Genomic DNA, 22,970 nt, shown 5'->3' on the forward strand with positions numbered 1-22,970 from the left:
TGCAAATTTATTTTGGAAAAACGAAAATCCGCTTTATATTTGCACCCGTAATGAGTCGCCAGCGTAGCTCAGTTGGCTAGAGCAGCTGATTTGTAATCAGCAGGTCGTGGGTTCGAGTCCCTCCGCCGGCTCAACATGAAAAACCATTCTTTTTAGAATGGTTTTTTTATTTTAAATATGTTGTAAATTTATTTTGGAAAAACGAAAATCCGCTTTATATTTGCACCCGTAATGAGTCGCCAGCGTAGCTCAGTTGGCTAGAGCAGCTGATTTGTAATCAGCAGGTCGTGGGTTCGAGTCCCTCCGCCGGCTCAACATAAAAACCATCCTTTTTAGGGTGGTTTTTTTTTATGCCTAAAATTTAGGGTTTAGTTTTTTGTTTCAAGTTTCAGGTTTCAGGTTTCAGGTTCGGGACGCACATTATCATCTTGAGCAAAGTGTATATCGTTGCGCAAAGGGCTTCGACTTCGCTCAGCCTGACAGCGTAATCAGAACGTAAAACTTGAAACTTGAAACTTGAAACTTGAAACTTGAAACATGGAACTTGAAACATGGAACTTGAAACATGGAACTTGAAACATGGAACTTGAAACTTGAAACATAGAACTTGAAACAAAATCATCAGAACTTCGATTTAATATTATAGTAACAATATTTTTCTTATGTTTGTTTCTTAACCAAAAACCTATAATAATGGAAGAAACTTCAGTATTTGAAAATTTTGAGATGCAGCTCGATCAATCTGCAAAAGATTTTTTAAAGGAAACCGCTAAGTGGGCTTATTTTTTAGCAATTTTAGGATTTGTCGGAATTGGGTTTTTTGTTTTAATTGCAGTTTTTGCAGGAGCGCTTTTCTCTTCAATGGGAGCTGCAATGCCGGGAATGGGAGCTTACGGAAGTTCTTTCGGCGCGCTAATGAGCTTTTTTTATTTATTAATTGCGGCGGTTTATTTCTTCCCTGTTTACTATTTATTCAAATTTGGTTCAAATGCTAAGAGAGCGTTCAGAGATAATGATTCTGAAGCGTTAACATCGTCTTTGGGATATTTAAAATCGCACTATAAATTTATTGGTATTTTAATGGTTTCTATTTTGGTATTGTATGCATTGTTTTTCTTGCTTGCTATTACTGGAGTTTTATTAGGAAGATAGTTTTCGAATAAAAACTTAGAATTTTGATATAAAAAAAACGTCCTGAATTTCAGGACGTTTTTTTGTTTTATTCTGTAGCTGTAGGAGCTTTTTGTTCCTGCTTTTTAATATCAGCAACATACTTGGTTAATTTCTTTCCGTAAAGCGATTGTGCTACTTTTGGCGTCATCGATTTCTGAATTGTATCTAAGAATTTAATATTGATGTCGTAAATCTCAGCTAAAGCAATATAAGGTGCAATTTCATGATCTTTGTTGTTAAGAGCGAAGTTTGTTGCATACAAATATTTTCTTTTGATATTTGATTCTTGTTTTGCGTTTAAGCTGTCGATCGCTTTTTGGTCGTTTCTTTTCATTGCTTTAAATCTTGGTTCAACCAAAGCCAGACTTTCGTCATTGAAACGACTGTTTATTTTTCTGTACTCTTCATATAATTCCTGATTTTTAGATCCTGTGATTTTAGCGCTATAAATAAAGTTATCTAAGTTTGTATCAATATTTATATTTCCAGGTTCTGCAAAGAATAAAATATTATTGTCCATTGAATTTGTTACGCCTCTGTCTAAAAACAAGTAAAGCATTTCTGGAGATTCAAGTTTGATATCACACTCAAAAGCTGCGTTTCCGTCAATTTTGATACTGTCAATTGCAACAAGCGAAGTGTCAACAATTCTTTGAATATATAAAGTTCCTTTTTTTAATCCTTTAATGTTTCCTGTGATGTGCAGGTTGTCAGCAGATTCATTTTTTTTGCTGCATGATGCTAGTAGGGCAATTGCAGCAAAGGCAATAATTGATTTTTTCATTGGTTTTTAGATTTTGGTGCAAAATAAAGAAAATAGTTTGAATGCAGCTATGGTGATTTAAATTTTAATAAAAAATAAATCCCAATCTATTTCTAAATTGGGATTCATTGTATTTTTATAAAAATGAGACTTTTACATTTGCAGGTTGTAAGCCACACCGCTTTCGTGTGTATACGTAAATTTGCTGTCGCAGTCATTGTTTCCGTAGTCAATAACTCCTTTTAGGAACCCGCCTTCAATTTTTAATTTTCCTTTTGAAATGTATTGGCAAGAATATTTTTTAACTAAAGTTTCTTGAACTGTCAATGTTAATGTTGCGCCTTTGTCTGTTGTTACCGTATGAGTTCCCTCAGTCATTTCGTATACATTATCTTCAAGAACAAGAGGAGTGTCAACACCAGCAGTTTGTTTTACTGTGTATGATCCAGAATTTGTGTATACTCTTCCTAATAAATCAGTAAATTTTCCATTTGTTACTTTTCTGGTAAATTGAGGAACTGTTGCAACAGTTGTAGTATTTGTGTATTCAATTGTTCCTTCCAATTTTATTCCGTTAATAGAATAATCAATTCTTTCAATTGTTAATTTGCTTCCTGTAGTAGTCACGGGTCCAGAAAGTGTAAGTTTTAATTTTCCTTTTCTTGTAAGTTGATTGTCTACACAGCCTGTAGTTCCGTAATCTACTGTATAAACTCTAGGATAAGCTGTTCCAGAAACAGTAATTGTTGCGCAAACTGCGGCTGCAGGTTTTGACGTACCCGAACTGTTTGTTACAGATAATCCGGTGTTTACATCCATTTCGTTTGCAGCGTCAATTGAAATTGAAGCTCCTACTGCAGTTGTGTCGGTTTGATTTACGGTTTGATTGTCGCTAGAACAAGAAATGTAGGTTAGCGCTGTTACACAAATAGTTGTAACAAAAATGGCAATTTTTTTCATAGCAGTTTTTTGTTTAAAGTTAGATTTAAAGGTGTTCAAATGTAACAAAAAAAAATAATTGCAATAGAAAAAAATAATAGAGTACGCATAATGGGACCTACAGTGCTAAATATGCAAATAAAATCGTATTGTTTTAAGACAATTTTACTTTTTGCTTTTGTAGAAAAAATAGCCAAGAACTCCAGTTAGAATCGGCAGAAGAAAATTAAAAACTAAACCCATATTTTTTAATTGAGCAATATAATCTTCTTTAGAATTAATTTCTTCTGTTCGTGGCAATATGACTAGAACAACAGTGATAAAAGTAAGATAAAGTATAGAAGTTCCTATCGCGAGGTAAAAATATATTTTATCCTTTAACTGTTCTTCGAAAAGTTTTTGACTAAAAAAAGTGCTGCTCATTATCAAGGCAAATATAGATGCCAGATATTTGGCAAACCAAGTCATAACTTCTTTTGGTATTGGTTTAAAAATACCAAAAAGCAAGTGATAACCAACAAAAATTAATAATAACATGGTCCAGATAAACCACAGTTTGATTAATTGTTTTTGTGCTATAAAAAATGTCATTTAGTGTGGCGTATTAGGTTTAAAACTGTTTTTGATCTGTTTTTCAAATTCATAAGTAGGATCTTCAAGTACTTTGGCATCTCCCAATTGTCCTTCTTTTTTTATTTCGAATAATTTGACGATTATCGAATATTCATCTGTAAACTTATTTTCAGGATTTGAAAGTAATTTGTTTAGCTCTGGAATGGATTTCCAATTCGAGTCTAATGCATCAGTTTCATAGATTTTGCTAAATTCTTCTAAGCTAAATCCAGCCGGGTTTTCTCCAAGAATTTTTTTAGTTACTAAGAATAAATAGAATCTGGAATATCCTTCTTCGACACAAGAAAATTGAAACCATGAACATTCTTTGTTGGGTTTGCATTGTTCTGTATAGATTGTTTTTCCATCTTTTGTAATGCATTCTTTTCGGGTAATGATGGCGTAATTTCCGTTTCCGACATCAAAATATTTATAATTCCCGATTTCGATTTTTAATCTTTTTTCTAAAACACCAGTGAGTTGTGAATTGAGCTGTTTTAAAGGAATTCCTTTTTTGAAGTAAGGAGTGAGGTAAACCGTTTTGGTTGGATTTAATTTTTGGAAATAAGTAACATAATTAGGCAACGGATTTTTCATCATTGCCACCGTACATCCGTTATCTTCTTTAGGTCCTGGATGATCAGGGCAATTATCTTCTGAGTCAGGTACGCCATCGCCATCTCTGTCGGAACAGCCTTGTGCAGGTACTTCTCCTTTCAAATTTGGACAAGCATCATATTTGTCAATTATGCCGTCGCTGTCACTATCTAATAAGCCATTTTTTGAAATACTGTCTAATTGCTTTTGCAACTTGGCAACTTCCAATTCTTTAGACCGAAATTCTTTGTTTGAAACGCAGGAAAAAAAGAATATACAAGAAACGATCAAGAGTATTGATTTCTTCATCTATTTGGTTTTTTCTTGTAGATTAAGTTTTCTAGCTTTTTTGGAATTATAAAGTTAAAAAAATATTCCAACTAAACTTATTATAAGTAATTGTTTTTCAGTTAATTGAATAAAAAAACCTGCAAATATAAACTTGCAGGTTTTCAGTTATAAAGGGTAAGATTTTAAAATCTTATTTAATCATCTCAAAACTTCTTTTAACGAAAGCAGTTAAAGCTTCACCTTTTAATAGGTTCTGTGATAATTTTGCTAAGTCTAAAGCTTGTTTTACCAAGTGTTCTTGGTGTGTTTTATCTTCAGTGTTTAAAATGCTTGAAGCTAAATCAGAATTTGTATTTACCACCAAATTGTACATTTCCGGCATATTTCCCATTCCGAACATTCCGCCTCCGCCAGTCTGGCTCATTTCTTTCATTCTTCGCATAAATTCTGGCTGCGTAATAATGAAAGGCGCTGCCTGAGAATCCATAGCTTCTAATTGTACGCTGTATGCTTTTGGAATATAAGCTTCTAAAGAAGTTTTTAAAGTTTCTTTTTCTTCGTCAGATAATTTAGAAATTGTGTTTTCGTCTTTTTTGATTAAATTATCAACATGATCAGAATCGACACGAACAAAAGTTAAATCACTGTTGTCACCTTCAATTTTCTGAATTAAATGCGAGATAATTGGAGAATCTAAAAGTAATACTTCGTATCCTTTATCTTTTGCAGCTTCAATATAAGAATGTTGTGCATCTTTGTTTCCAGCATAAAGAACTACAAGTTTACCATCTTTGTCAGTTTGGTTTTCTTTTAGTTTTTCTTTTAATTCTTCTAAAGTAAAATACGTATTATCTACAGTTGGGTACAATACAAATGCGCCTGCTTTTTCGTAGAATTTATCTTCCGAAAGCATTCCGTATTCTAAAACGATTTTAATATCGTTCCATTTTGCTTCGAAATCAGCACGGTTTTCGTTGAATAAAGATTTTAATTTATCAGCAACTTTACGTGTAATGTAGTTTGAAATCTTCTTCACTGCACCATCTGCCTGTAAACCTGAACGAGAAACGTTCAATGGAATATCTGGAGAATCGATTACACCTTTTAACATGGTCAAAAATTCAGGAACAATTCCTTCTACGTTATCAGTAACGTAAACTTGGTTTTGGTACAATTGAATTTTATCTTTCTGGATCTGCATGTCGTTTCCTAATTTCGGGAAATACAAAATACCAGTTAAGTTAAAAGGATAATCTACATTTAAATGAATGTTAAACAACGGATCTTCAAATTGCATTGGATACAATTCTCTGTAGAAGTTTTTGTAATCTTCATCAGATAATTCAGAAGGCTGTTTTGTCCAAGCTGGGTTTGGGTTGTTGATGATGTTGTCAATTTCGACAGTTTCATTAACGTAATCTTCAGGAGCATCTTCTGGTCTTGGAAGTGTTTCTGTTCTAGTTCCAAATTTAATTGGAATAGGCATGAACTTATTGTATTTGCTCAATAAACCGCTGATTTTAGAATCTTCTAAGAACTCTAAAGAATCTTCAGCAATGTGAAGAATAATTTCAGTACCACGTGAAGTTTTGTCAGCTGGCTCTAAAGTAAATTCAGGGCTTCCGTCACATGTCCAGTGTGCAGCTGGTTCTTCTTTGTATGATTTTGTAATGATTTCTACTTTTTCAGCAACCATAAATGCAGAGTAGAAACCAAGACCAAAGTGACCAATAATTCCAGAATCTTTTGCAGAATCTTTGTATTTGTCTAAGAATTCTTCGGCACCAGAAAAAGCAACTTGATTGATGTATTTTTCAACTTCGTCAGCCGTCATTCCTAAACCTTGGTCGATAATATGGATTTTTTTGCCTTCTTTGTCTACTTTAATTTCGATAACCGGATTTCCATATTCAACTTTAGCTTCGCCAATGCTGATTAGGTGTTTTAATTTTAAAGTAGCGTCTGTTCCGTTTGAAACCAGCTCACGCAAGAAGATTTCGTGATCGCTGTATAAGAACTTTTTGATTAAGGGAAAGATGTTTTCTACAGAAACATTAATTTTACCTGTTGTCATATTTTTTTAATTTTTGAGTTTAATGTGATGATTTTCATTTGTTCAAATAGAATACCAATTATTTTTTGGGTGACAAATTGGCGGAAGTGTTAATTTTGAAAGAAAATAAATAGATTTTGGAAGAGAATTTATCTCAACGAGTCGTATATTTGTGGTATAATAATTGTTAAACGCGTAAGTATTAACTTAAATAATGTACAAAATGAAGAAAATTATTTTCATTTGCATGATCGCCACGATGTTTTTCGCGTGTAAATCATCTTCGTCTACAACGGCTGCAACAGAAGCGCCAACACTTTCTACTAAACTTGACAAATCGACTCAAGTAGCAATTAAAGGAAATTGGGTATTAACCAATGTATCTTATCCGGGTTCTGATTATATTAAGGTGACTTCATTTGATCTTGCCGATTCAAAATGTTTTATTGGCAGTACTTGGAATTTTATTTCTAACAATAATAAAGGTACTATGGCTTTGACTGCACCTAGCTGTACAGCATTTACTTCACCAATTGTTTGGAGTATAAACAATCAGGGACTTTTTGTTCTTAAAATTGTTAATCCTGGAACAAAATCTAAAAACGTGAAAGAAGGTTATTTGCTTAAAGTTGCTGGACTGAGTGATAATTCTTTTCAATTAATCGACAACATTAATGTAGGCGGACAAGTTAAAGACGTTACATACCAATTTCAAAGAGCTAACTAAGAAAGCTAATTAATATTAAAATATATACACATGAGAAAGATAACTGTTTTAGGGTTGAGTAGTTTACTTATATTGACTAGTTTTTTTGTAAGCTGTGATTCAGTAAAAAATGCAAATAATACGCAAAAAGGTGCCGGAATTGGAGTAGTTGCCGGAGGTCTTATTGGTGGTATTCTAGGAAACAATTTAGGACATGGAGGAAACGCTGCTTTAGGTGCTGCTATTGGTGCAGCTGTAGGTGGAGGAACCGGAGCCCTTATTGGAAATAAAATGGATAAACAGGCTCGTGAAATCGATCAGGCGCTTCCTGGTGCAGATGTTGAAAGAGTAGGTGAAGGAATTCACTTGACGCTTAACGAAAATGCTGTACGTTTTGATACTAACAAATCGACTTTGACTGCTACTGCAAAAGCAAATTTAGATAAATTAGTTCCTGTATTTACAGATTACGGTGATACTGATATTCAGATTTTTGGTTATACAGATAACACTGGAAAACCAGAGTACAACTTGACACTTTCAGGACAAAGAGCAGCTTCTGTTCAGGCTTACTTAGTTTCTAAAGGATTAAAATCAAGCCGTTTCAAAACTTCAGGTTTGGGAATTGTTGATCCAATTGCAACAAATGATACGCCAGAAGGAAGAGCTCAAAACCGTCGTGTAGAGTTCTCAATTACTGCAAATGACAAAATGGTTAATGACGCAAAAGCTGAATCTGGAAAATAATTTCAGAAGACAATAAAAAATCTTAAAAGCTGTTTCAGTAATTGAAGCAGCTTTTTTTTTGACTTTAGGAATTAAACATTGTAAATTTGAACTCTCAAATTCAACTCATGCTCGACATTCAAAATATTTCTTTTTCGTACATTGATACACCCGTTATAAAAAACGTTTCTTTTACTATAAATAAAGGTGAGAATATCGCCATTATTGGTGAAAGCGGCTGTGGAAAAAGCACCATGCTAAAACTAATTTATGGTTTGTATGATTTAGACGAAGGCAAGATTTTTTATAACGAAAAACCAGTTTTAGGTCCAAAATACAATTTGATTCCGGGAATGCCGTATATGAAATACTTGGCTCAGGATTTTGATTTGTCTCCATATGAAACAGTGGCTGAGAATGTTGGGAAATTCTTGTCGAATGGTTTTGCCAATATGAAAAAACTGCGTGTTCAGGAATTATTGGAAATGGTCGAAATGGAAAATTTTGCCAATGTAAAAACGAAGTTTTTGAGTGGAGGACAACAGCAAAGAGTAGCTTTGGTTCGTGTTTTAGCTTTAGAACCCGAAGTAATTTTGCTTGACGAACCTTTCAGTCAGATTGATGCTTTTAGAAAAAATGCTTTACGCCGAAATTTATTTAGATATTTAAAGCAAAAAGGAATTACCTGCATCATCGCTACACACGACAGTACAGATGCGTTGTCGTTTGCAGATGAAGCCATTGTAATGCGAAATGGAGAAGTGATTGTAAAAGGTGATCCTACAAAAATCTACGAAGATCCCGAAACCAAATATGTTGCTTCATTATTTGGTGAAGTAAATGAAATCGCCACACATTTATTGCTTGATTATACTGATGAAGCGCATAAAACATTAGTATATCCGCATCAATTTAAAATGGTTGCTGAATCAAAACTTCCTGTAAAAATCAGAAGAACTTATTTTAGAGGAAATCATTATTTAATTGAAACCGTTTATAAAAGACAATTGATCTTTTTCGAAAGCGAAATTGATTTGCCTTTGGAACAGGAAATATTTCTCAGTTTAAATTATCTTTAATTAGAAAATGTGTCAATTAGAGAATGAGTCAATTAGATAATTTTTTAATGCTTAAAATAATAAACCCGACAGATTTTTAAAATCTGTCGGGTTTACTTTTTATATCTGTTAGAGGAAAAATTAGTTTTTCAAATATTTTTCTAAAAACTGATCTTGTTCCCAAAGAAGGTGTAAAATGTTTTCTTTAGCAACATAACTGTGTGCTTCTTTTGGTAAAATTACCATTCTTGCATTGGCACCTAAACCTTTTAAAGCTTGGAAATAACGCTCTGTCTGTAAAGTGAAAGTCCCAGGATTGTTATCGGCTTCACCATGAACTAATAAAATGGGAGTTTTCATTTTATCTGCATTCATAAAAGGCGACATTGTGTTGTAAACTTCAGGAACTTCCCAATAGTTGCGCTGTTCTGTCTGGAATCCAAATGGAGTCAAAGTTCTGTTGTATGCACCGCTTCTTGCAATTCCGCAGGCAAAAAGATTAGAATGCGTCAATAAATTAGCAGTCATAAAAGCACCATATGAATGTCCGCCAACGGCTACTTTTTTGCGGTTAATATAACCTAAAGCATCTACAGCATTAATTGCTGCTTCGGCATTGTCAACTAACTGCGAAATAAAATTATCGTTTGGTTCTGTGGTACCTTCTCCAATAATTGGGAAAGCAGCATCATCTAAAACCGCATATCCTTTTGTTACCCAATATACAAATGAACCGTAATAAGGAACAGTAAATTCATTTGAATTTTGAGTTACTTGTCCAGCACTGTTTTTGTCTTTGTATTCTGCTGGATATGCCCAGATTAACAAAGGCAGTTTTTCTTTTTTAATTTTGTCGTAACCTGCAGGTAAATACAAAGTTCCAGAAAGTTCAACACCGTCTTTACGTTTGTATTTGATTACTTCTTTGCTTACATCTTTAATGCTTTCAAAAGGGTTTTTAAAAGCTGTAATTGGAGTCAGGCTATTCTGTTTTTTAATGTTTCTGAAATAATAATTCGGATATTCACTTTTAGACTGAATTTGAACTAAAACTTTACCTGATTTAAAATCTTCAATTTCTAATAAATCTTCTTTTTTGTCTTTAAAAGAAGAGGTGTAAATACGTTTCGATTTTAATGTTTTCAGATTGAATTCGTCGATAAAAGGAAACTGGCCAGTTTTAGTAAATCCTTGTCCAATACGAAATGCATTATCGTTTTCAATAGCCAAAACATATTTGTTGTACTCGTTTTTCTTTGTTTCAAATGTACCCGGATCAGAATAAACATCTTGTGAATTTCTGTCTGTAATCAGTTTTGGCTGTTCACTTGGATTTGAAGGATTGATTAAATACGTTTTTGTATTACGTGTATCGTACCATTCATCAGAAACAACAGCAATATTATCATTCCCCCAAGTTACATCACTAAAACGCTGTGGTGTTTTTACCAATGAAGTTGGATTGTTTGTAAAAGGTGCGTCCCAAAGAAAAACTTCATCTCTAAATTCGACTTTGTTTGCTGGATCTCCTTCGTCTAAAGCTGTTACAAATGCTAGTGTAGCGGGTTTGTCATTTCTCCAAGCCATTTCACGTTTTCCTTTTCGAACAGCCATAAAGCCTTTCGGTATTATTTCGTTTAACGGAACTTCATTTACTATTTTGATTTCTTTTCCTCTTGCATCATAAACAATTGTTCTTGAAGGGAATCGATATAACGGTACTACATATGAAAATGGTTTTTGAATTGTAGTCAACATAATGTAATTTCCATCTGGCGAAATTCTTTCTCCAAAATACATTGCAGCATCTTTAAATAAAACAGTATCTCCTTTAAGGTTTACCTTATACAATTCAGAAGTAACAATATTTTCAAAATTTGCTTCATCATTTTTGTTTTTCAACATATCTGGATAAGTTCTGTTTTGAGATTTTTCTCCAGAAGTATTTGAGATAATTGGTCCAGTTGGCAAATCTTTTTTAGCATCTAATAAAGGCTGTCTGTTTTTAGGAAGCATTTTTACTAAAATCGTTTCATTGTCTAAAAACCAGCTAAACGGATTTCCAAGATTTGCGTTTACAGTACCTTCAGTAAGTTTTGTGGCACTTGCAGTTGCAACATCTAAAACCCAAAGTTCAACTCCAGTTGCAGTTGTGTGCGAAAACAATATTTTTTTATCATTTGGCGACCACAAAATATTGCTGATCTTAGGATTGGTTGGCAAACCTGAAACCTGCACTTCTGCCGTGCTGTTGATTTTGCGTACTTTTAAATTGTTTAAATACGTTACCGTACTTGAAATATTAGTAATGGGATTAATTCTTAATCCGCCCAAACGCAGTTCCTCCTGATTTAAGTCATCTAATGTTTTATAAGTGGGTCTGTACATTAGCAACATGTATTCTTTTTTAGTATCCATTGATACTGTCGGAGCACGTTCGTAATCGGCTAAATCTAAAATGGATTTTGGTGGTTTTTGGTAAGTTAAGCTTTCTTGGGCAAAGGCAAAAAAACCAAAGTTTAGAAATAAGAGCAGTGTAACCTTTAATTTCATAATTTGAATTTTAGGGGTTTAAAAAATGGTATTCGTAATGTTTGACTAAAGTACTTCAATCTTGTTACATTTTAAAGCATATTTTCAATACTTTTCATCATTTTTAACAAATCACTGATTTTTCTTAAAAGAAAAAGTTTTAAAGAACTTTAGAATTAAAGTATATTAAATTGTCAATAACGAAAAAAATAGTAATTTGGGTGCTTATGTTTTAAACTATACGTAAATTTGCAATCCAATTTTTTAACAAACAATAAAAGAATATGTATCATTCAAAAATAGCGGGCTTAGGATATTATGTTCCTTCAAATGTTGTAACCAACGATGATTTGTCGAAGATTATTGATACCAATGACGAATGGATTCAGGAAAGAACCGGAATTCAAGAGCGCAGACATATCATTCGTGGAGAAGATACCACAACTTCAATGGGAGTAAAAGCAGCTAAAATTGCAATAGAACGTTCTGGCGTAGCCAAAGAAGATATTGATTTTGTAGTTTTTGCAACCTTAAGTCCAGATTACTATTTTCCAGGTCCTGGAGTTTTAGTACAGCGCGATTTAGGTTTAAGAACTGTTGGAGCTTTAGACGTAAGAAATCAGTGTTCTGGTTTTGTTTATGCTATTTCTGTTGCGGATCAATATATTAAAACCGGAATGTATAAGAATATTTTGGTGATTGGTTCTGAGGTGCATTCTACAGGCTTGGATATGACTACTCGCGGACGCGGAGTTTCAGTTATTTTTGGAGATGGAGCAGGAGCAGCTGTTTTGAGCCGTGAAGAAGATTTGACAAAAGGAATTTTATCAACGCACTTGCATTCAGAAGGTCAGCATGCTGAAGAATTAGCATTGCAGGCACCGGGAATGGGAGCACGCTGGGTGACTGATATTATTGCTGATAACGATCCAAATGACGAAAGTTATTATCCATACATGAACGGACAATTTGTATTTAAAAATGCAGTAGTTCGTTTTGCAGAAGTAATCAATGAAGGTTTAGAAGCAAATGGTCTTCAGGTGTCAGATATTGATATGCTGATTCCGCATCAGGCAAATTTGAGAATTTCGCAATTCATTCAGAATAAATTCAAATTATCTGATGATCAAGTACACAATAATATTCAGAAATACGGAAATACAACGGCAGCATCTATTCCAATTGCTTTAACTGAAGCTTGGGAACAAGGAAAAATAAAATCTGGAGATACAGTAGTTTTAGCCGCTTTTGGAAGTGGATTCACTTGGGCGAGTGCTATTATAAAATGGTAAATTAATTCATCTTGCATTATATTTTAAACCTGCTTCATTTTGGAGCAGGTTTTTTTATAATTTTGTTTGTGCCGTTGCGCACTTAGACCTAAAAGGTTTTAAAAGCTGTCAGGTCTCCTTTGGAGAAAAATTATTTAAATCATAATGAAAAAAAATCAACTAGAAATTGCCTGTTTTAATTACGCGTCAGCTTTGATTGCTCAGGAAAGTGGTGCAGATAGAATTGAACTGTGCGAAAACATGGAATTGGGAGGAACAACGCCAAATTCTATTTTGGTAGTGAAAGTCCGCGAAAGCATAAATATAAAAATGCACGTTATTATCCGGCCTCGTGGTGGTGATTTTGTGTATTCTGATGAAGAGCTTACCGAAATGAAACAGGATATTAAGCAGTATAAAAAGCTTGGAGTGGACGGTTTTGTTTTTGGAATATTAAAACCTAACGGGAAAATCAATAAAAAACAAAATCGAGAATTAGTGCATTTAGCGCATCCGCTTTCGTGTACTTTTCACCGTGCTTTTGATGTTGTCGATGCTGTTGAAAAAGGACTTGAAGATGTTATCGACTGTGGTTTTAAAACCATTTTGACTTCGGGAAGAGGAAAAAATGTTGAAGAAGGAATTTTCGATTTAGAATTGATTCAGAAATTAGCCAAAGACAGAATCGAAATTATGCCGGGCGGAGGACTGAGATCTTCAAATATTAAATTACTGCAGGACAGATTAACGCCGACTTTTTATCATTCGTCCGCAATTACAGATAAATCAGAAATTGCAAATCCCGAAGAAATAAAAGAATTGCGAAATTTTTTATAGACAATTATAAAATAAAAAATCCTGGAGTTGGCATACTCCAGGATTTTTTTTTCTACAAGAACTATTAAAATCTACTAATCAAAGTGGGATTAAAACATTCCGCCACCACCTTTATTAGTGTTATCTTCTCTTTGTTTACGTTGTAAATTTTTGATTTTTCCGCCTCCAAAGTTGTAAGTCAAACCTAAATAAACTGTTCTGCTTTCCCAAGTAAACTCACCTGTTTGCGGGTAAGGATAAACTCCATCAAAAGAATATTTCATGGTTTTGAAAACATCATTGAAACGTACGCTAATGTTCATCTTATTGTCTAACAATGTATAACGTGAGCCAATATCCATTTTGTACATTTCATTTCTTTTCTGCTGTACATCTTCAACTGGACCTCTGTAAAAACCAAATAATAAAAAGCTTAAACGTTTTGTTGGTTTGAAGTTTGAGTTCATACGAGCATTGAATGCCGAAGTTGTTACACTGCGTTCAAGAGGCGAAGTTGTTCCAGTTGCTGGATTGAATTGGAACACAACACCTTGCTGTTTAATACTTGAAAAATCAATAGACGGTTGGATATCCCACCATTTTGTAAGTTTGTAATTTAACGAAACATCAAACCCGTAAGCACTGTTGTGATCGTAGTTGGTGTAACTTAAAATTTGTTTGTATCCAGATGCATCATTTGGATCTGGGCTTAAAGTTCTGCTGATTTGGTCGTTGATGCTTCTTACGAAAACACCAGCCGTTACACTTCCTTTTTCAAGAGTTTTAGTGTAATTTACTTCAACAGAGTTTGTAAACTGAGGTCTTAATTCAGGATTTCCGTATGAAGTTACTAACGGAGTTGAAAACTCACGAATAGGCTTTGTCTGCTCTAAACTAGGACGGTCAACACGACGGCTGTAACTTAATTGCAATACATTTTTTTCATTTAAATTATAAGTTAAATAAGCTGATGGATATAAAGTAATATAATCATCATTAAATTTGTCTTGACCGTGATTTAAGTTTGCTGCAACTTTATAGCTTTCAAAACGAGTTCCTAACTGATAGCTGAATTTTTTGAATTTTTGACCAAATGTTACATACGCTGAGTAAATATCAGTATCATAAGTATAATTTGAAATTTGTTCGTTAACAGGAACTAATGGATTACCTGTGTTGTAATCGTTATTTGTTCTTGTGATTCTCGCTTCAGCACCAGCTTCAAGAGTAGTTTTGTCATTCAACGGATTTACATAATCAACATTTATAGTGCTCAATTTTCTTTGATCACCAATTTTATCGCTGTAAACAACATCGTTTGCCGAATTATTTGGTTTAGTTGTCTGTGTGTCAAAAGTAGCATTTTGGCTTACTTTAGTATCACTGTAATTACCTTCAAAATCTAAAGTATGACCTTCTTTTTTGAAAATATGTTTGTACGCTAAATTATAAGTTCCTGTTTTGGTTGGTCCTTGGTAAATTGAATTTTGGTAAATATTTAAAATATTTGGATCACCATTCTTGTAATCAATATTTGTAATTACATTTCCGTTTCCAGTTGATTTATTTTGATTCGTATAAAATGACAAAGTATTTTTATCATTGATCAAATAATCCATACCTAGTTTGTATAGGTAATTGTCGTTCTCATTTGAAATATTTAAGTTTTGTGTAATATCCTGGTCAAATCTTTGAATGTGGCCTTTATTGTAATATGTACCAAAATTTTGCCCTCCGTTTCCAAAGAAATTTACTTTTCCAGTTTTATAATTCAAATCTAAAGACTGATTGTATTTTGCAGTTTCTCCAAAAGTGATACCACCACTGTAGCTTCCGTTGAAACCAGTGTTGGCATTTTTGTGCAGAACGATATTGATAATTCCAGACATTCCTTCTGGATTGTATTTCGCACTTGGATTTGTAATCAACTCAATTTTTTTGATTGAAGTTGAAGGAATTTGTTTCAATAACTGTGCAGGATCAATATTTGATGGTCTTCCGTCAATTAATACACGTACATTTTCATTTCCGCGAAGCGAAAGTTTTCCGTCCTGATCTACATTTACTGAAGGAATGTTGCTCATAATGTCAGATGCAGAAGCCCCGGCAGTAGTTAAATCTTTCCCGACAGTAATTACTTTACGGTCAATTTTTTGCTCAATTGTAGAGCGCTCGCTTACAATATTTACACCTTTTAACTGTGTTGCTTCTTCTTCAAGAGAAACATTTACTGTAGCTGTTTTTTTGTTTTCGCTTAAAATTACTGAGCCAACATATTTTCTGAAACCAATGTATTGAATTTCGATTGTGTAGCTTTTTAATGCTAAGTTTTTGATAGAAAAATCACCATTATCATCTGTATTCACTCCAGATACTACTTTGCCGTTATCTTTGATAGAAACAGTTGCATACGAGATAGGTGCATTATTTGATTTTTCAATAATTTTTCCGGAGACCGTCCCCGAATTCTGGGCCTGTGCTGTTGCAATTAAACTGAATAATGCGAACAGAAAAAATTTTAATTTCATAATTAATAACTGATTATTTTGATTTGATTGATGATGATTGTTTTTTTTGTTTTTGTTAGATTTTTTTTGCTTTAAATAAATTCAAAGTCTCTATTAAGACTCTTTTATGATTGATATGTTACAAGAAAAACTTAAAATTTTTTCTATTTACTCTGCGAGTTGCTGTTCTGTAGGAGATTAGCATTTTAATTTTTTGATAATTTTAACATTCATATGAGAAACATTTTTAAGAAATTCTAAACGTTTTGTGCGATTTTATATGTTATTCATTTTCTGTAATTGATGAATAAGCAGTATCTTTGCTCACTTTAAAATAAGTTTACATGTCATTATCACAAATTCTTACACCTTCTATACAAAAAGCAATACAGGCATTATTTGATGTTTCAGTTGATAAAATCGAATTTCAGACTACCAGAAAAGAGTTTGAAGGCGATATTACTATGGTAATTTTTCCTCTGCTGAAAGTAACTAAAAGCAATCCTGTCGAATTAGGAAATAAAATTGGAAACTATCTGGTTGAAAATGTTTCTGAAGTTGCGCGCTTTAATGTAGTTTCAGGTTTCTTGAATATTGTAATTTCCGATCGTCATTATCTGGATTTCTTCAATGAAATTAAAGACAATACTAAATTTGGTTATGTAACTCCAAATCCAGATGACAAAGCAATTATGGTCGAATATTCTTCGCCAAATACAAATAAGCCTTTGCATTTAGGTCACGTTCGTAACAATTTATTAGGATATTCTGTTGCTGAAATTTTAAAAGCTTCTGGTAAAAAAGTATACAAAACTCAAATCATTAACGATCGAGGAATTCATATTTGTAAATCGATGTTGGCTTGGGAAAAATTCGGAAACGGAGAAACTCCAGAAAGTTCAGCTTTAAAAGGAGACAAATTAGTTGGGAAATATTATGTAGAGTTTGATAAAGCGTACAAAGCAGAAATCAATCAATTAATTGAAACTGGAAAAACAGAAGAAGAAGCAAAAAAACAAGCTCCAATTATCATTGAAGCACAGGAAATGCTTAAAAAATGGGAAGCTGGAGATGATGCTGTAATTGCACTTTGGAAAAAAATGAACCAATGGGTTTATGATGGTTTTGCTACAACGTACACTAATCTTGGAGTTAATTTTGATAAATACTACTACGAAAGCAATACTTATTTATTAGGAAAAGACGTTGTTCAGGTTGGTCTTGATAAAGGTGTTTTCGAAAAAGATCCAGATGGTTCCGTTTGGATTGATTTAACTGATGAAGGTCTTGACCGTAAAATTGTTTTGCGTTCTGACGGAACTGCGGTTTATATGACGCAAGATATTGGAACTGCGATTCAGCGTGTAAAAGATATGCCAGATGTTGGTGGAATGGTGTATACTGTTGGAAATGAGCAGGATTATCACTTTAAAGTTTTATTCTTAATCTTGAAAAAACTTGGTTTTGACTGGGCTTCAAGCTTATATCATTTATCATATGGAATGGTCGATTTACCTTCAGGAAAAATGAAAAGCCGTGAAGGAACTGTAGTTGATGCTGATGATTTGATGCAGGATATGACCGATACGGCTCAAAAAATTTCTGAAGATTTAGGAAAACTCGACTATTATTCTACGGAAGAAAAAGCGAGATTGTATAAAACAATTGGTCTTGGTGCGTTGAAATATTACATTTTAAAAGTAGATCCAAAAAAACGTATTTTATTTAATCCTGAAGAATCTGTTGATTTTGCTGGAAATACGGGTCCGTTTATTCAATATACATATGCGCGAATTCAATCGATAATCCGTAAAGCCGATTTTGATTTTTCTGCCAAAACAAATATTGAAGAACTTCACGAAAAAGAAAAAGAATTGGTAAAACAAATCGAACTTTTCCCAGAAGTAATTCAGAATGCAGCACAAAATCACAGTCCGGCACTGCTTGCAAATTATACTTACGATTTAGTAAAAGAATATAATTCGTTCTATCAATCCGTTCATATCTTAGGCGAAGTTGATTTGACTAAAAAGATTTTCAGAGTGCAGCTTTCTCAAAAAGTTGCCGAAGTTATTAAATCAACATTTACTTTATTAGGAATTGAAGTTCCGGAGCGAATGTAAAATTTAAATACTTATAATATTGAAAGGCCAATAGTTTTCTAACTATTGGCCTTTTTTATTGTTTTTGTGTCGTATTATTCCTGCAATTTACTTATTTCTGGGCTACTTTTGCTTTGAGTAAAATGAAACAAATCTTTTAAAGATGCTTCCTTATATTTATTTTAACTATTTGAATTAGTATGCTTTTAGTGAAAATTGTAAAAGGATCAAACCGCCTAAATTTGAAATAGGCGGTTTTTTTTATGACCTATTTTGTAATTAGTCTATTTATTAAATTCATTAATTACAAATTTAATATCATAAGTGTTGATGTTGAAAAATAAAGAGTTATTGTTAAAATTGTTTACTCAGTTTTAAATAAAAAAAAAAGCCGGTAATTTGGGGATTACCGGCTTTTAACTAACAAAATATTTTTATTTCTTAACGAACTTGTCGATAATAGCATCAGATTCTGCTTTTGTTGCATCTGGTTTTAAGTCAAATAAAAGAGAATACAAAGCTTTACGATCAACTTTAGCTTCTAAGTTTAAGTCTTGTTTTCTGTCAAAAAGAACTTGCCATTTGTTACGAACGTTTTGCCAAAGATCTTTATTAGTAGCCCACCATTTTTGAGCAGCAGCACATTTAGAATCTGGAACTTTAGTGTAAACATCAAATCCTTTTTCTTGAGCTAAAAGAACATCTTTTCCACTGTCATCTCTAACTAGTTTGTCGTTGTCCTGCTCATGGTTCCATCCTGTAGCAGTAATTTCATGTATGTTTCTTCTTTTTAAAACATTATAGTCGTTACGTTTTGTCTGCTCTCTTCTAGGAAGCGGTGCATCAGCAACATTTGACCAATAGTCTTGTCCGTCAACATGTACCCAAGTTGATGATCCTTCGTATCTTGGACTGTCATCTACTTGATATACTTTTTGAGTCCATTGACCTTTAACGGCTTTTTTATCTAATTTTTTGTACTTCCAAGAAGTTCCTTTATCAAACGAATATAAATCTGTGTTTTCATAAAGCCAGTCTTGTCTCCAGTGTTTGATGATCATATCATCGCTCACAATCAATAAATGCTGCATTACAATTTTATTAGGCGTATCGTCTAATAATTGAACCCATTCTAAAGCAGATTCATGTTTAGTTTCTGATGGCTTATAAGTAAGAGAATCTTTAGGGTATGAAAAAGTTTCTGTGAAATTGAATTTTACTTCATAACAACCGCACATTGATTTTATTGATTTAATGTCTTGTTGTTTTTTGTCCTGGCTGAAACCAAGAGTACAAGTCAAAGCCATTACGGCCGATAAATAGAGGCTTTTTGTAATCATAACTTATTGTTTTGTTTTTAATTTTTGCAAATATATAAATTTTATTTAGAACAAATAAAAATAGTTTATATATTTGCGCCATTATTAAGACTGAATAAAAATAATGAAAATTAAAATTACCTTTTTTGCTGGACTTCTTTTTTGTACTTACTCTTTTGCTCAGCAAAAAGATAGTATTGTTTCTCAGGAAAAACTTTCTGAGGTTGTTGTTACTGGTCAAATCGAGCCTCAATCTATAAAAAAGTCTGTATACAATGTTCGAGTTATTTCTAATAAGGATATCAAGAATTTGGCAGCAAATAATTTATCAGATGTGTTAAATCAATATTTAAATATTACAGTTACACCAAGTGGGACAAGTGGTCGTTCGACAGTTTCATTATTTGGATTGGATGCGCAATATTTTAAAATTTTGGTTGATAATGTTCCATTGGTTAACGAGGGCGGTTTAGGAAACAATACTGATCTTTCGCAAATTAACCTTAATGATGTAGAACGCATCGAGATTGTAGAAGGTGCAATGGGAGTTGTTTATGGGGCAAATGCAGTAAGCGGTGTTCTTAATATTATTACAAAAAAATATTCGAAGTATAAATGGGATATTAATGTTGCCGCTCAAGAAGAAACAGTTGGTGACGAATATTCTCTTTTTGATGAAGGAAGGCATATTCAGAATTTACGCATTGGTCATACTTTTAGTGAAAATTGGTATGTAAGTGCCGGAATTAATAGAAATGATTTTCAGGGTTATTTAGGAGATAAGAATGGCAAAAATTATATAGAAAATGATGGTACTAGAGGATATAGCTGGTTGCCAAAAGAGCAATTAAATGGTACAGCTTTGATTTCGTATCAAAAAGCTAATTTCCGTTTTTTTTACCGATTTGAATTTTTAGACGAAGATGTAGATTATTATAATAGTACCGTGCAATCTGGTTTTAATACTACCTCTTATCGTTATGCTGAAGATAGCAGGTATTTTACAAATCGATATTTTAATAATTTGAATGCTATTGGTAAAATGTTTTCGCAAGTAAATTATAATATTACCGTTACGCATCAAAAGCAAGAAAGAGATATTGAAGATTTTAGATATAATTTATATACCAGAGATGAATCACTTAATGTGAGAGTAAAAGACCAATCGATGGAAGTGCTTTCTTCGATGGGAACATTCAATAACTTTTTTGAAAGTAAAACATTAGATTTTCAGTTAGGATACGAATTTGTAAATAATCAAGGTTTTTCTCTAGTTCAGGAGGCAAACAAAGTTTATGTTCCCGTTCAAAAAACATTAGAAAACTATGATTTCTTCGCTTCTGCAGAAATTTTAGCGACAGAACGATTTTCTATAAAACCAGGAATACGTTTTTCTGCTCAGTCAAAATTTGACAATCAATACGCTTCCTCAATTGCTTTGAGATATTTATTTGATAAAGGCTTAGAGCTAAGAGGTTCTTTTGGCACTGGATTTAGAACGCCAAATTTTAACGAATTATATTCAAAACAAATTTTCGATGGCCACTTTTTTGTGGGAAATGAAAATTTAGTTCCTGAAAAAAGTACTTCTTATGAAGTGAGTGTCAAAAAAGTAACGGCTTTTTCATCTGGACTGCAAATGGCAAATACATTTGCTGGAAGTTATTTAGATTTAAAAGATAAAATCGATCAGGCATTTGTTGGAGATAATCCAGACACAGGAAGTCCGATGTATCAATTTATCAATATTAGTAAATACAGAATGTGGAACTTTTCTTCGACCAATCAGTTTAGGTTGGATAATCTGACTTTTAATATTGGTGCGACTTTAGCTGGGGTTTCTCAAAATATTGATAATGGAGAAAACGGCGTGAGTGATCCATTTTTGTACACTTTAAATTTAAACGCAAGTATTTCTTATATGTTTCCAAAATGGAAAACAGTTGTTTCGGGATATTATAAATACAACGGAAAAGCACAGCAATTTACCGAAGGAAGTTCTGGTTTTGTTTTGTCTGAAGTTGATCCAAGTAGTTGGCTTGATGCTTCAATTAGACAGAATTTCTTCAAAAATCATTTAGAAGTTTCCCTTGGCGCTAGAAACATTTTTAATATAGTTAATGTAAACAGAACAAATGGTAGTACAGGAGCTCATGCTTCAGGCTCAGATGTAATGCTCGCATATGGACGTTCTTACTTTTTAAAATTAGCATATAACCTTAATCTTTAATATAAATATAGAATACAATGAAAAAGTTATTATTTTTATCAATCGCGTTACTATCACTAGCATCATGCTCAAATGATGACGATAATAAAGTTGAGATCCCAACTGTGGGAGAAACTTTGAAGACTTCTGTTGGTGGGCCAAACCAACCAAATCAACTTTATCTTGATTTAAGTGCTGCAGAAACTAAATCAGTAAACAGAGCGTCTTGGGATTTGGGATTTTCTTCTGGTTCAGATTTTAGAGTAATCATCAATGGTTCTCTTAAAATGGCTGTAAAAAAATTAGCTACTTCAGATATTACTTTGTCTCAGGTGGCTGATGTAAATGTTTCAGTTGGAGCAGGTGAAACTCTTGTATCTAATGGTTATGTTGATAACCCAACTGGAGTTTTAGCTGGCGAGGGAGCAGGTAAAGGAACAGCAATTGCTGAAATTTCTGCTACAGATGCTGACAACAAAGTATACTTAGTAAATCTAGGATTTGCAATTTCTACTACTACGCCAGGTGTTGGTTCAGTAAGTGTTGATGGAGATGCAAGAGGATGGAAAAAAGTTAGAATCTTAAGAAGCGGAAATGGATATAAAATTCAATATGCTGATTTGACTTCGACAACTTTTACAGAGAAAACAATCTCAAAAGATACCGACTTTAATTTTTCATTTTTTAGTCTAGTTTCAGGTAATACTGTTTCAGTAGAACCAGCAAAAGCGAAATGGGATTTGAATTTCACAACTTTTACGAATTACTTAAACATGGGAAGTGGTGAAGTAACATACGGTTATGCTGATTTTATTACTACAAACTCAAAAGGAGGAACACAAGTTTATCAGGTATTAACTTCTGTTAAAACTTATGAGGCTTTTGCAAAAGCAGATGTAGTTGAAGCAAACTTTACTGTTTCTGCAACAGATCAAAGAATAATTGGAGCTAACTGGAGAAATGGTGGTGGACCAACTTCATTACCAAGTATTAGAACAGATCGTTTTTATGTTGTAAAAGATGCAGCTGGAAATTACTATAAAGTTAAGTTCCTAGCTATGACAAATGATGCAGGTTTAAGAGGAAATACTACTTTGGAGTATGCAATTTTAAAATAATTCGTAAAAATGAAAAAATCTAAAAAGATCATTTCATTTTAACTTATGATGTTTCGGCATCGATATTTAGTTAATCATTAGCTTTGTTTTTTTTATTTTTTTTTTGATAAAGAGGTTAGATTCGTCTGGCCTCTTTTTTTGTTTTTTACTTTGTTGCTAAAAACAATTGTTAATTAAG

General features: G+C 33.0%; 17 protein-coding genes and 2 tRNA genes. 11 read left to right on the plus strand and 8 right to left on the minus strand.

The genetic code is table 11. The features are described from left to right. Positions 1 to 57 precede the first annotated feature (57 nt). From GKZ88_RS16240 to GKZ88_RS16250, 3 genes are all read left to right on the plus strand, one after another. Positions 58 to 131, plus strand: a tRNA-Thr gene (locus GKZ88_RS16240). Positions 132 to 238: 107 nt separating this feature from the next. After that, positions 239 to 312 (plus strand) — tRNA-Thr (locus GKZ88_RS16245). A gap of 381 nt (positions 313 to 693) precedes the next feature. Beyond that, complete coding sequence (locus tag GKZ88_RS16250) at positions 694 to 1,152, plus strand: hypothetical protein (RefSeq protein WP_155103409.1); 459 nt, start codon at positions 694 to 696, stop codon at positions 1,150 to 1,152. A gap of 67 nt (positions 1,153 to 1,219) precedes the next feature. Here GKZ88_RS16250 and GKZ88_RS16255 read toward each other — a convergent pair whose 3' ends face one another. From GKZ88_RS16255 to htpG, 5 genes are all read right to left on the minus strand, one after another. After that, a complete protein-coding gene (locus GKZ88_RS16255) occupies positions 1,220 to 1,957 on the minus strand; it encodes a DUF4369 domain-containing protein (protein ID WP_155103410.1) in 738 nt (245 codons plus the stop codon). A 132-nt stretch (positions 1,958 to 2,089) separates the two neighbouring features. After that, positions 2,090 to 2,896: a hypothetical protein gene (locus GKZ88_RS16260; protein WP_155103411.1), complete on the minus strand. Its 807-nt coding sequence runs from the start codon at positions 2,894 to 2,896 to the stop codon at positions 2,090 to 2,092. A gap of 144 nt (positions 2,897 to 3,040) precedes the next feature. Then, complete coding sequence (locus GKZ88_RS16265) at positions 3,041 to 3,466, minus strand: hypothetical protein (protein ID WP_155103412.1); 426 nt, start codon at positions 3,464 to 3,466, stop codon at positions 3,041 to 3,043. Next, positions 3,467 to 4,393: a thrombospondin type 3 repeat-containing protein gene (locus tag GKZ88_RS16270; RefSeq protein ID WP_155103413.1), complete on the minus strand. Its 927-nt coding sequence runs from the start codon at positions 4,391 to 4,393 to the stop codon at positions 3,467 to 3,469. A gap of 172 nt (positions 4,394 to 4,565) precedes the next feature. Then, positions 4,566 to 6,449 (minus strand): molecular chaperone HtpG, encoded by a 1,884-nt coding sequence (htpG, locus tag GKZ88_RS16275; protein WP_155103414.1) that lies wholly within the window; start codon positions 6,447 to 6,449, stop codon positions 4,566 to 4,568. A 202-nt stretch (positions 6,450 to 6,651) separates the two neighbouring features. Between htpG and GKZ88_RS16280 the strand changes: the two genes are divergently transcribed. The 3 genes from GKZ88_RS16280 (at position 6,652) to GKZ88_RS16290 (ending at position 8,939) form a co-directional block, all read left to right on the plus strand. Then, a complete protein-coding gene (locus GKZ88_RS16280) occupies positions 6,652 to 7,155 on the plus strand; it encodes a lipocalin family protein (protein ID WP_196216488.1) in 504 nt (167 codons plus the stop codon). 30 nt (positions 7,156 to 7,185) lie between these two features. Next, positions 7,186 to 7,881 (plus strand): OmpA family protein, encoded by a 696-nt coding sequence (locus tag GKZ88_RS16285; RefSeq protein WP_155103415.1) that lies wholly within the window; start codon positions 7,186 to 7,188, stop codon positions 7,879 to 7,881. Between the two features lie 107 nt (positions 7,882 to 7,988). Continuing rightward, a complete protein-coding gene (locus GKZ88_RS16290) occupies positions 7,989 to 8,939 on the plus strand; it encodes an ABC transporter ATP-binding protein (RefSeq protein WP_155103416.1) in 951 nt (316 codons plus the stop codon). A gap of 120 nt (positions 8,940 to 9,059) precedes the next feature. Here the strand turns inward: GKZ88_RS16290 and GKZ88_RS16295 are convergent, their stop codons facing one another. After that, positions 9,060 to 11,471 (minus strand): prolyl oligopeptidase family serine peptidase, encoded by a 2,412-nt coding sequence (locus tag GKZ88_RS16295; protein WP_155103417.1) that lies wholly within the window; start codon positions 11,469 to 11,471, stop codon positions 9,060 to 9,062. Positions 11,472 to 11,734: 263 nt separating this feature from the next. On the opposite strand from GKZ88_RS16295, the gene GKZ88_RS16300 reads away from it, so the two are divergent. Both GKZ88_RS16300 and GKZ88_RS16305 read left to right on the plus strand, forming a co-directional pair. Beyond that, positions 11,735 to 12,742 carry a beta-ketoacyl-ACP synthase III gene (locus tag GKZ88_RS16300; protein WP_056200855.1) on the plus strand — a complete coding sequence of 336 codons (1,008 nt, stop codon included), beginning with the start codon at positions 11,735 to 11,737 and terminating at the stop codon, positions 12,740 to 12,742. Between the two features lie 144 nt (positions 12,743 to 12,886). Then, positions 12,887 to 13,558, plus strand: a complete 672-nt coding sequence (locus tag GKZ88_RS16305) for a copper homeostasis protein CutC (protein WP_155103418.1) — start codon at positions 12,887 to 12,889, stop codon at positions 13,556 to 13,558. Between the two features lie 89 nt (positions 13,559 to 13,647). Here the strand turns inward: GKZ88_RS16305 and GKZ88_RS16310 are convergent, their stop codons facing one another. Beyond that, positions 13,648 to 16,065, minus strand: a complete 2,418-nt coding sequence (locus GKZ88_RS16310) for an outer membrane beta-barrel family protein (protein WP_155103419.1) — start codon at positions 16,063 to 16,065, stop codon at positions 13,648 to 13,650. 323 nt (positions 16,066 to 16,388) lie between these two features. Here GKZ88_RS16310 and argS point away from each other — a divergent pair, with 323 nt between their 5' ends. After that, positions 16,389 to 18,167 (plus strand): arginine--tRNA ligase, encoded by a 1,779-nt coding sequence (argS, locus tag GKZ88_RS16315; protein ID WP_155103420.1) that lies wholly within the window; start codon positions 16,389 to 16,391, stop codon positions 18,165 to 18,167. A gap of 413 nt (positions 18,168 to 18,580) precedes the next feature. Here argS and GKZ88_RS16320 read toward each other — a convergent pair whose 3' ends face one another. Next, a complete protein-coding gene (locus GKZ88_RS16320) occupies positions 18,581 to 19,486 on the minus strand; it encodes a DUF6607 family protein (RefSeq protein ID WP_155103421.1) in 906 nt (301 codons plus the stop codon). A gap of 103 nt (positions 19,487 to 19,589) precedes the next feature. Between GKZ88_RS16320 and GKZ88_RS16325 the strand changes: the two genes are divergently transcribed. Together GKZ88_RS16325 and GKZ88_RS16330 are read left to right on the plus strand one after the other, a co-directional pair. Further along, positions 19,590 to 21,695: a TonB-dependent receptor gene (locus GKZ88_RS16325; RefSeq protein WP_155103422.1), complete on the plus strand. Its 2,106-nt coding sequence runs from the start codon at positions 19,590 to 19,592 to the stop codon at positions 21,693 to 21,695. Positions 21,696 to 21,712: 17 nt separating this feature from the next. Beyond that, positions 21,713 to 22,792, plus strand: coding sequence for an HmuY family protein (locus GKZ88_RS16330; RefSeq protein WP_155103423.1), 1,080 nt, complete (start codon positions 21,713 to 21,715; stop codon positions 22,790 to 22,792). Positions 22,793 to 22,970: the final 178 nt, after the last annotated feature.

This window comes from Flavobacterium sp. LC2016-01, assembly GCF_009711135.1.
Classification (GTDB): domain Bacteria; phylum Bacteroidota; class Bacteroidia; order Flavobacteriales; family Flavobacteriaceae; genus Flavobacterium.

Bases quoted from the DNA above. Each gene is read 5' to 3' on its own strand.
- GKZ88_RS16250 (WP_155103409.1), top strand. From the start codon at position 694: ATGGAAGAAACTTCAGTATTTGAAAATTTTGAGATGCAGCTCGATCAA.
- GKZ88_RS16255 (WP_155103410.1), bottom strand. From the start codon at position 1,957: ATGAAAAAATCAATTATTGCCTTTGCTGCAATTGCCCTACTAGCATCA.
- GKZ88_RS16260 (WP_155103411.1), bottom strand. From the start codon at position 2,896: ATGAAAAAAATTGCCATTTTTGTTACAACTATTTGTGTAACAGCGCTA.
- GKZ88_RS16265 (WP_155103412.1), bottom strand. From the start codon at position 3,466: ATGACATTTTTTATAGCACAAAAACAATTAATCAAACTGTGGTTTATC.
- GKZ88_RS16270 (WP_155103413.1), bottom strand. From the start codon at position 4,393: ATGAAGAAATCAATACTCTTGATCGTTTCTTGTATATTCTTTTTTTCC.
- htpG (WP_155103414.1), bottom strand. From the start codon at position 6,449: ATGACAACAGGTAAAATTAATGTTTCTGTAGAAAACATCTTTCCCTTA.
- GKZ88_RS16280 (WP_196216488.1), top strand. From the start codon at position 6,652: ATGAAGAAAATTATTTTCATTTGCATGATCGCCACGATGTTTTTCGCG.
- GKZ88_RS16285 (WP_155103415.1), top strand. From the start codon at position 7,186: ATGAGAAAGATAACTGTTTTAGGGTTGAGTAGTTTACTTATATTGACT.
- GKZ88_RS16290 (WP_155103416.1), top strand. From the start codon at position 7,989: ATGCTCGACATTCAAAATATTTCTTTTTCGTACATTGATACACCCGTT.
- GKZ88_RS16295 (WP_155103417.1), bottom strand. From the start codon at position 11,471: ATGAAATTAAAGGTTACACTGCTCTTATTTCTAAACTTTGGTTTTTTT.
- GKZ88_RS16300 (WP_056200855.1), top strand. From the start codon at position 11,735: ATGTATCATTCAAAAATAGCGGGCTTAGGATATTATGTTCCTTCAAAT.
- GKZ88_RS16305 (WP_155103418.1), top strand. From the start codon at position 12,887: ATGAAAAAAAATCAACTAGAAATTGCCTGTTTTAATTACGCGTCAGCT.
- GKZ88_RS16310 (WP_155103419.1), bottom strand. From the start codon at position 16,065: ATGAAATTAAAATTTTTTCTGTTCGCATTATTCAGTTTAATTGCAACA.
- argS (WP_155103420.1), top strand. From the start codon at position 16,389: ATGTCATTATCACAAATTCTTACACCTTCTATACAAAAAGCAATACAG.
- GKZ88_RS16320 (WP_155103421.1), bottom strand. From the start codon at position 19,486: ATGATTACAAAAAGCCTCTATTTATCGGCCGTAATGGCTTTGACTTGT.
- GKZ88_RS16325 (WP_155103422.1), top strand. From the start codon at position 19,590: ATGAAAATTAAAATTACCTTTTTTGCTGGACTTCTTTTTTGTACTTAC.
- GKZ88_RS16330 (WP_155103423.1), top strand. From the start codon at position 21,713: ATGAAAAAGTTATTATTTTTATCAATCGCGTTACTATCACTAGCATCA.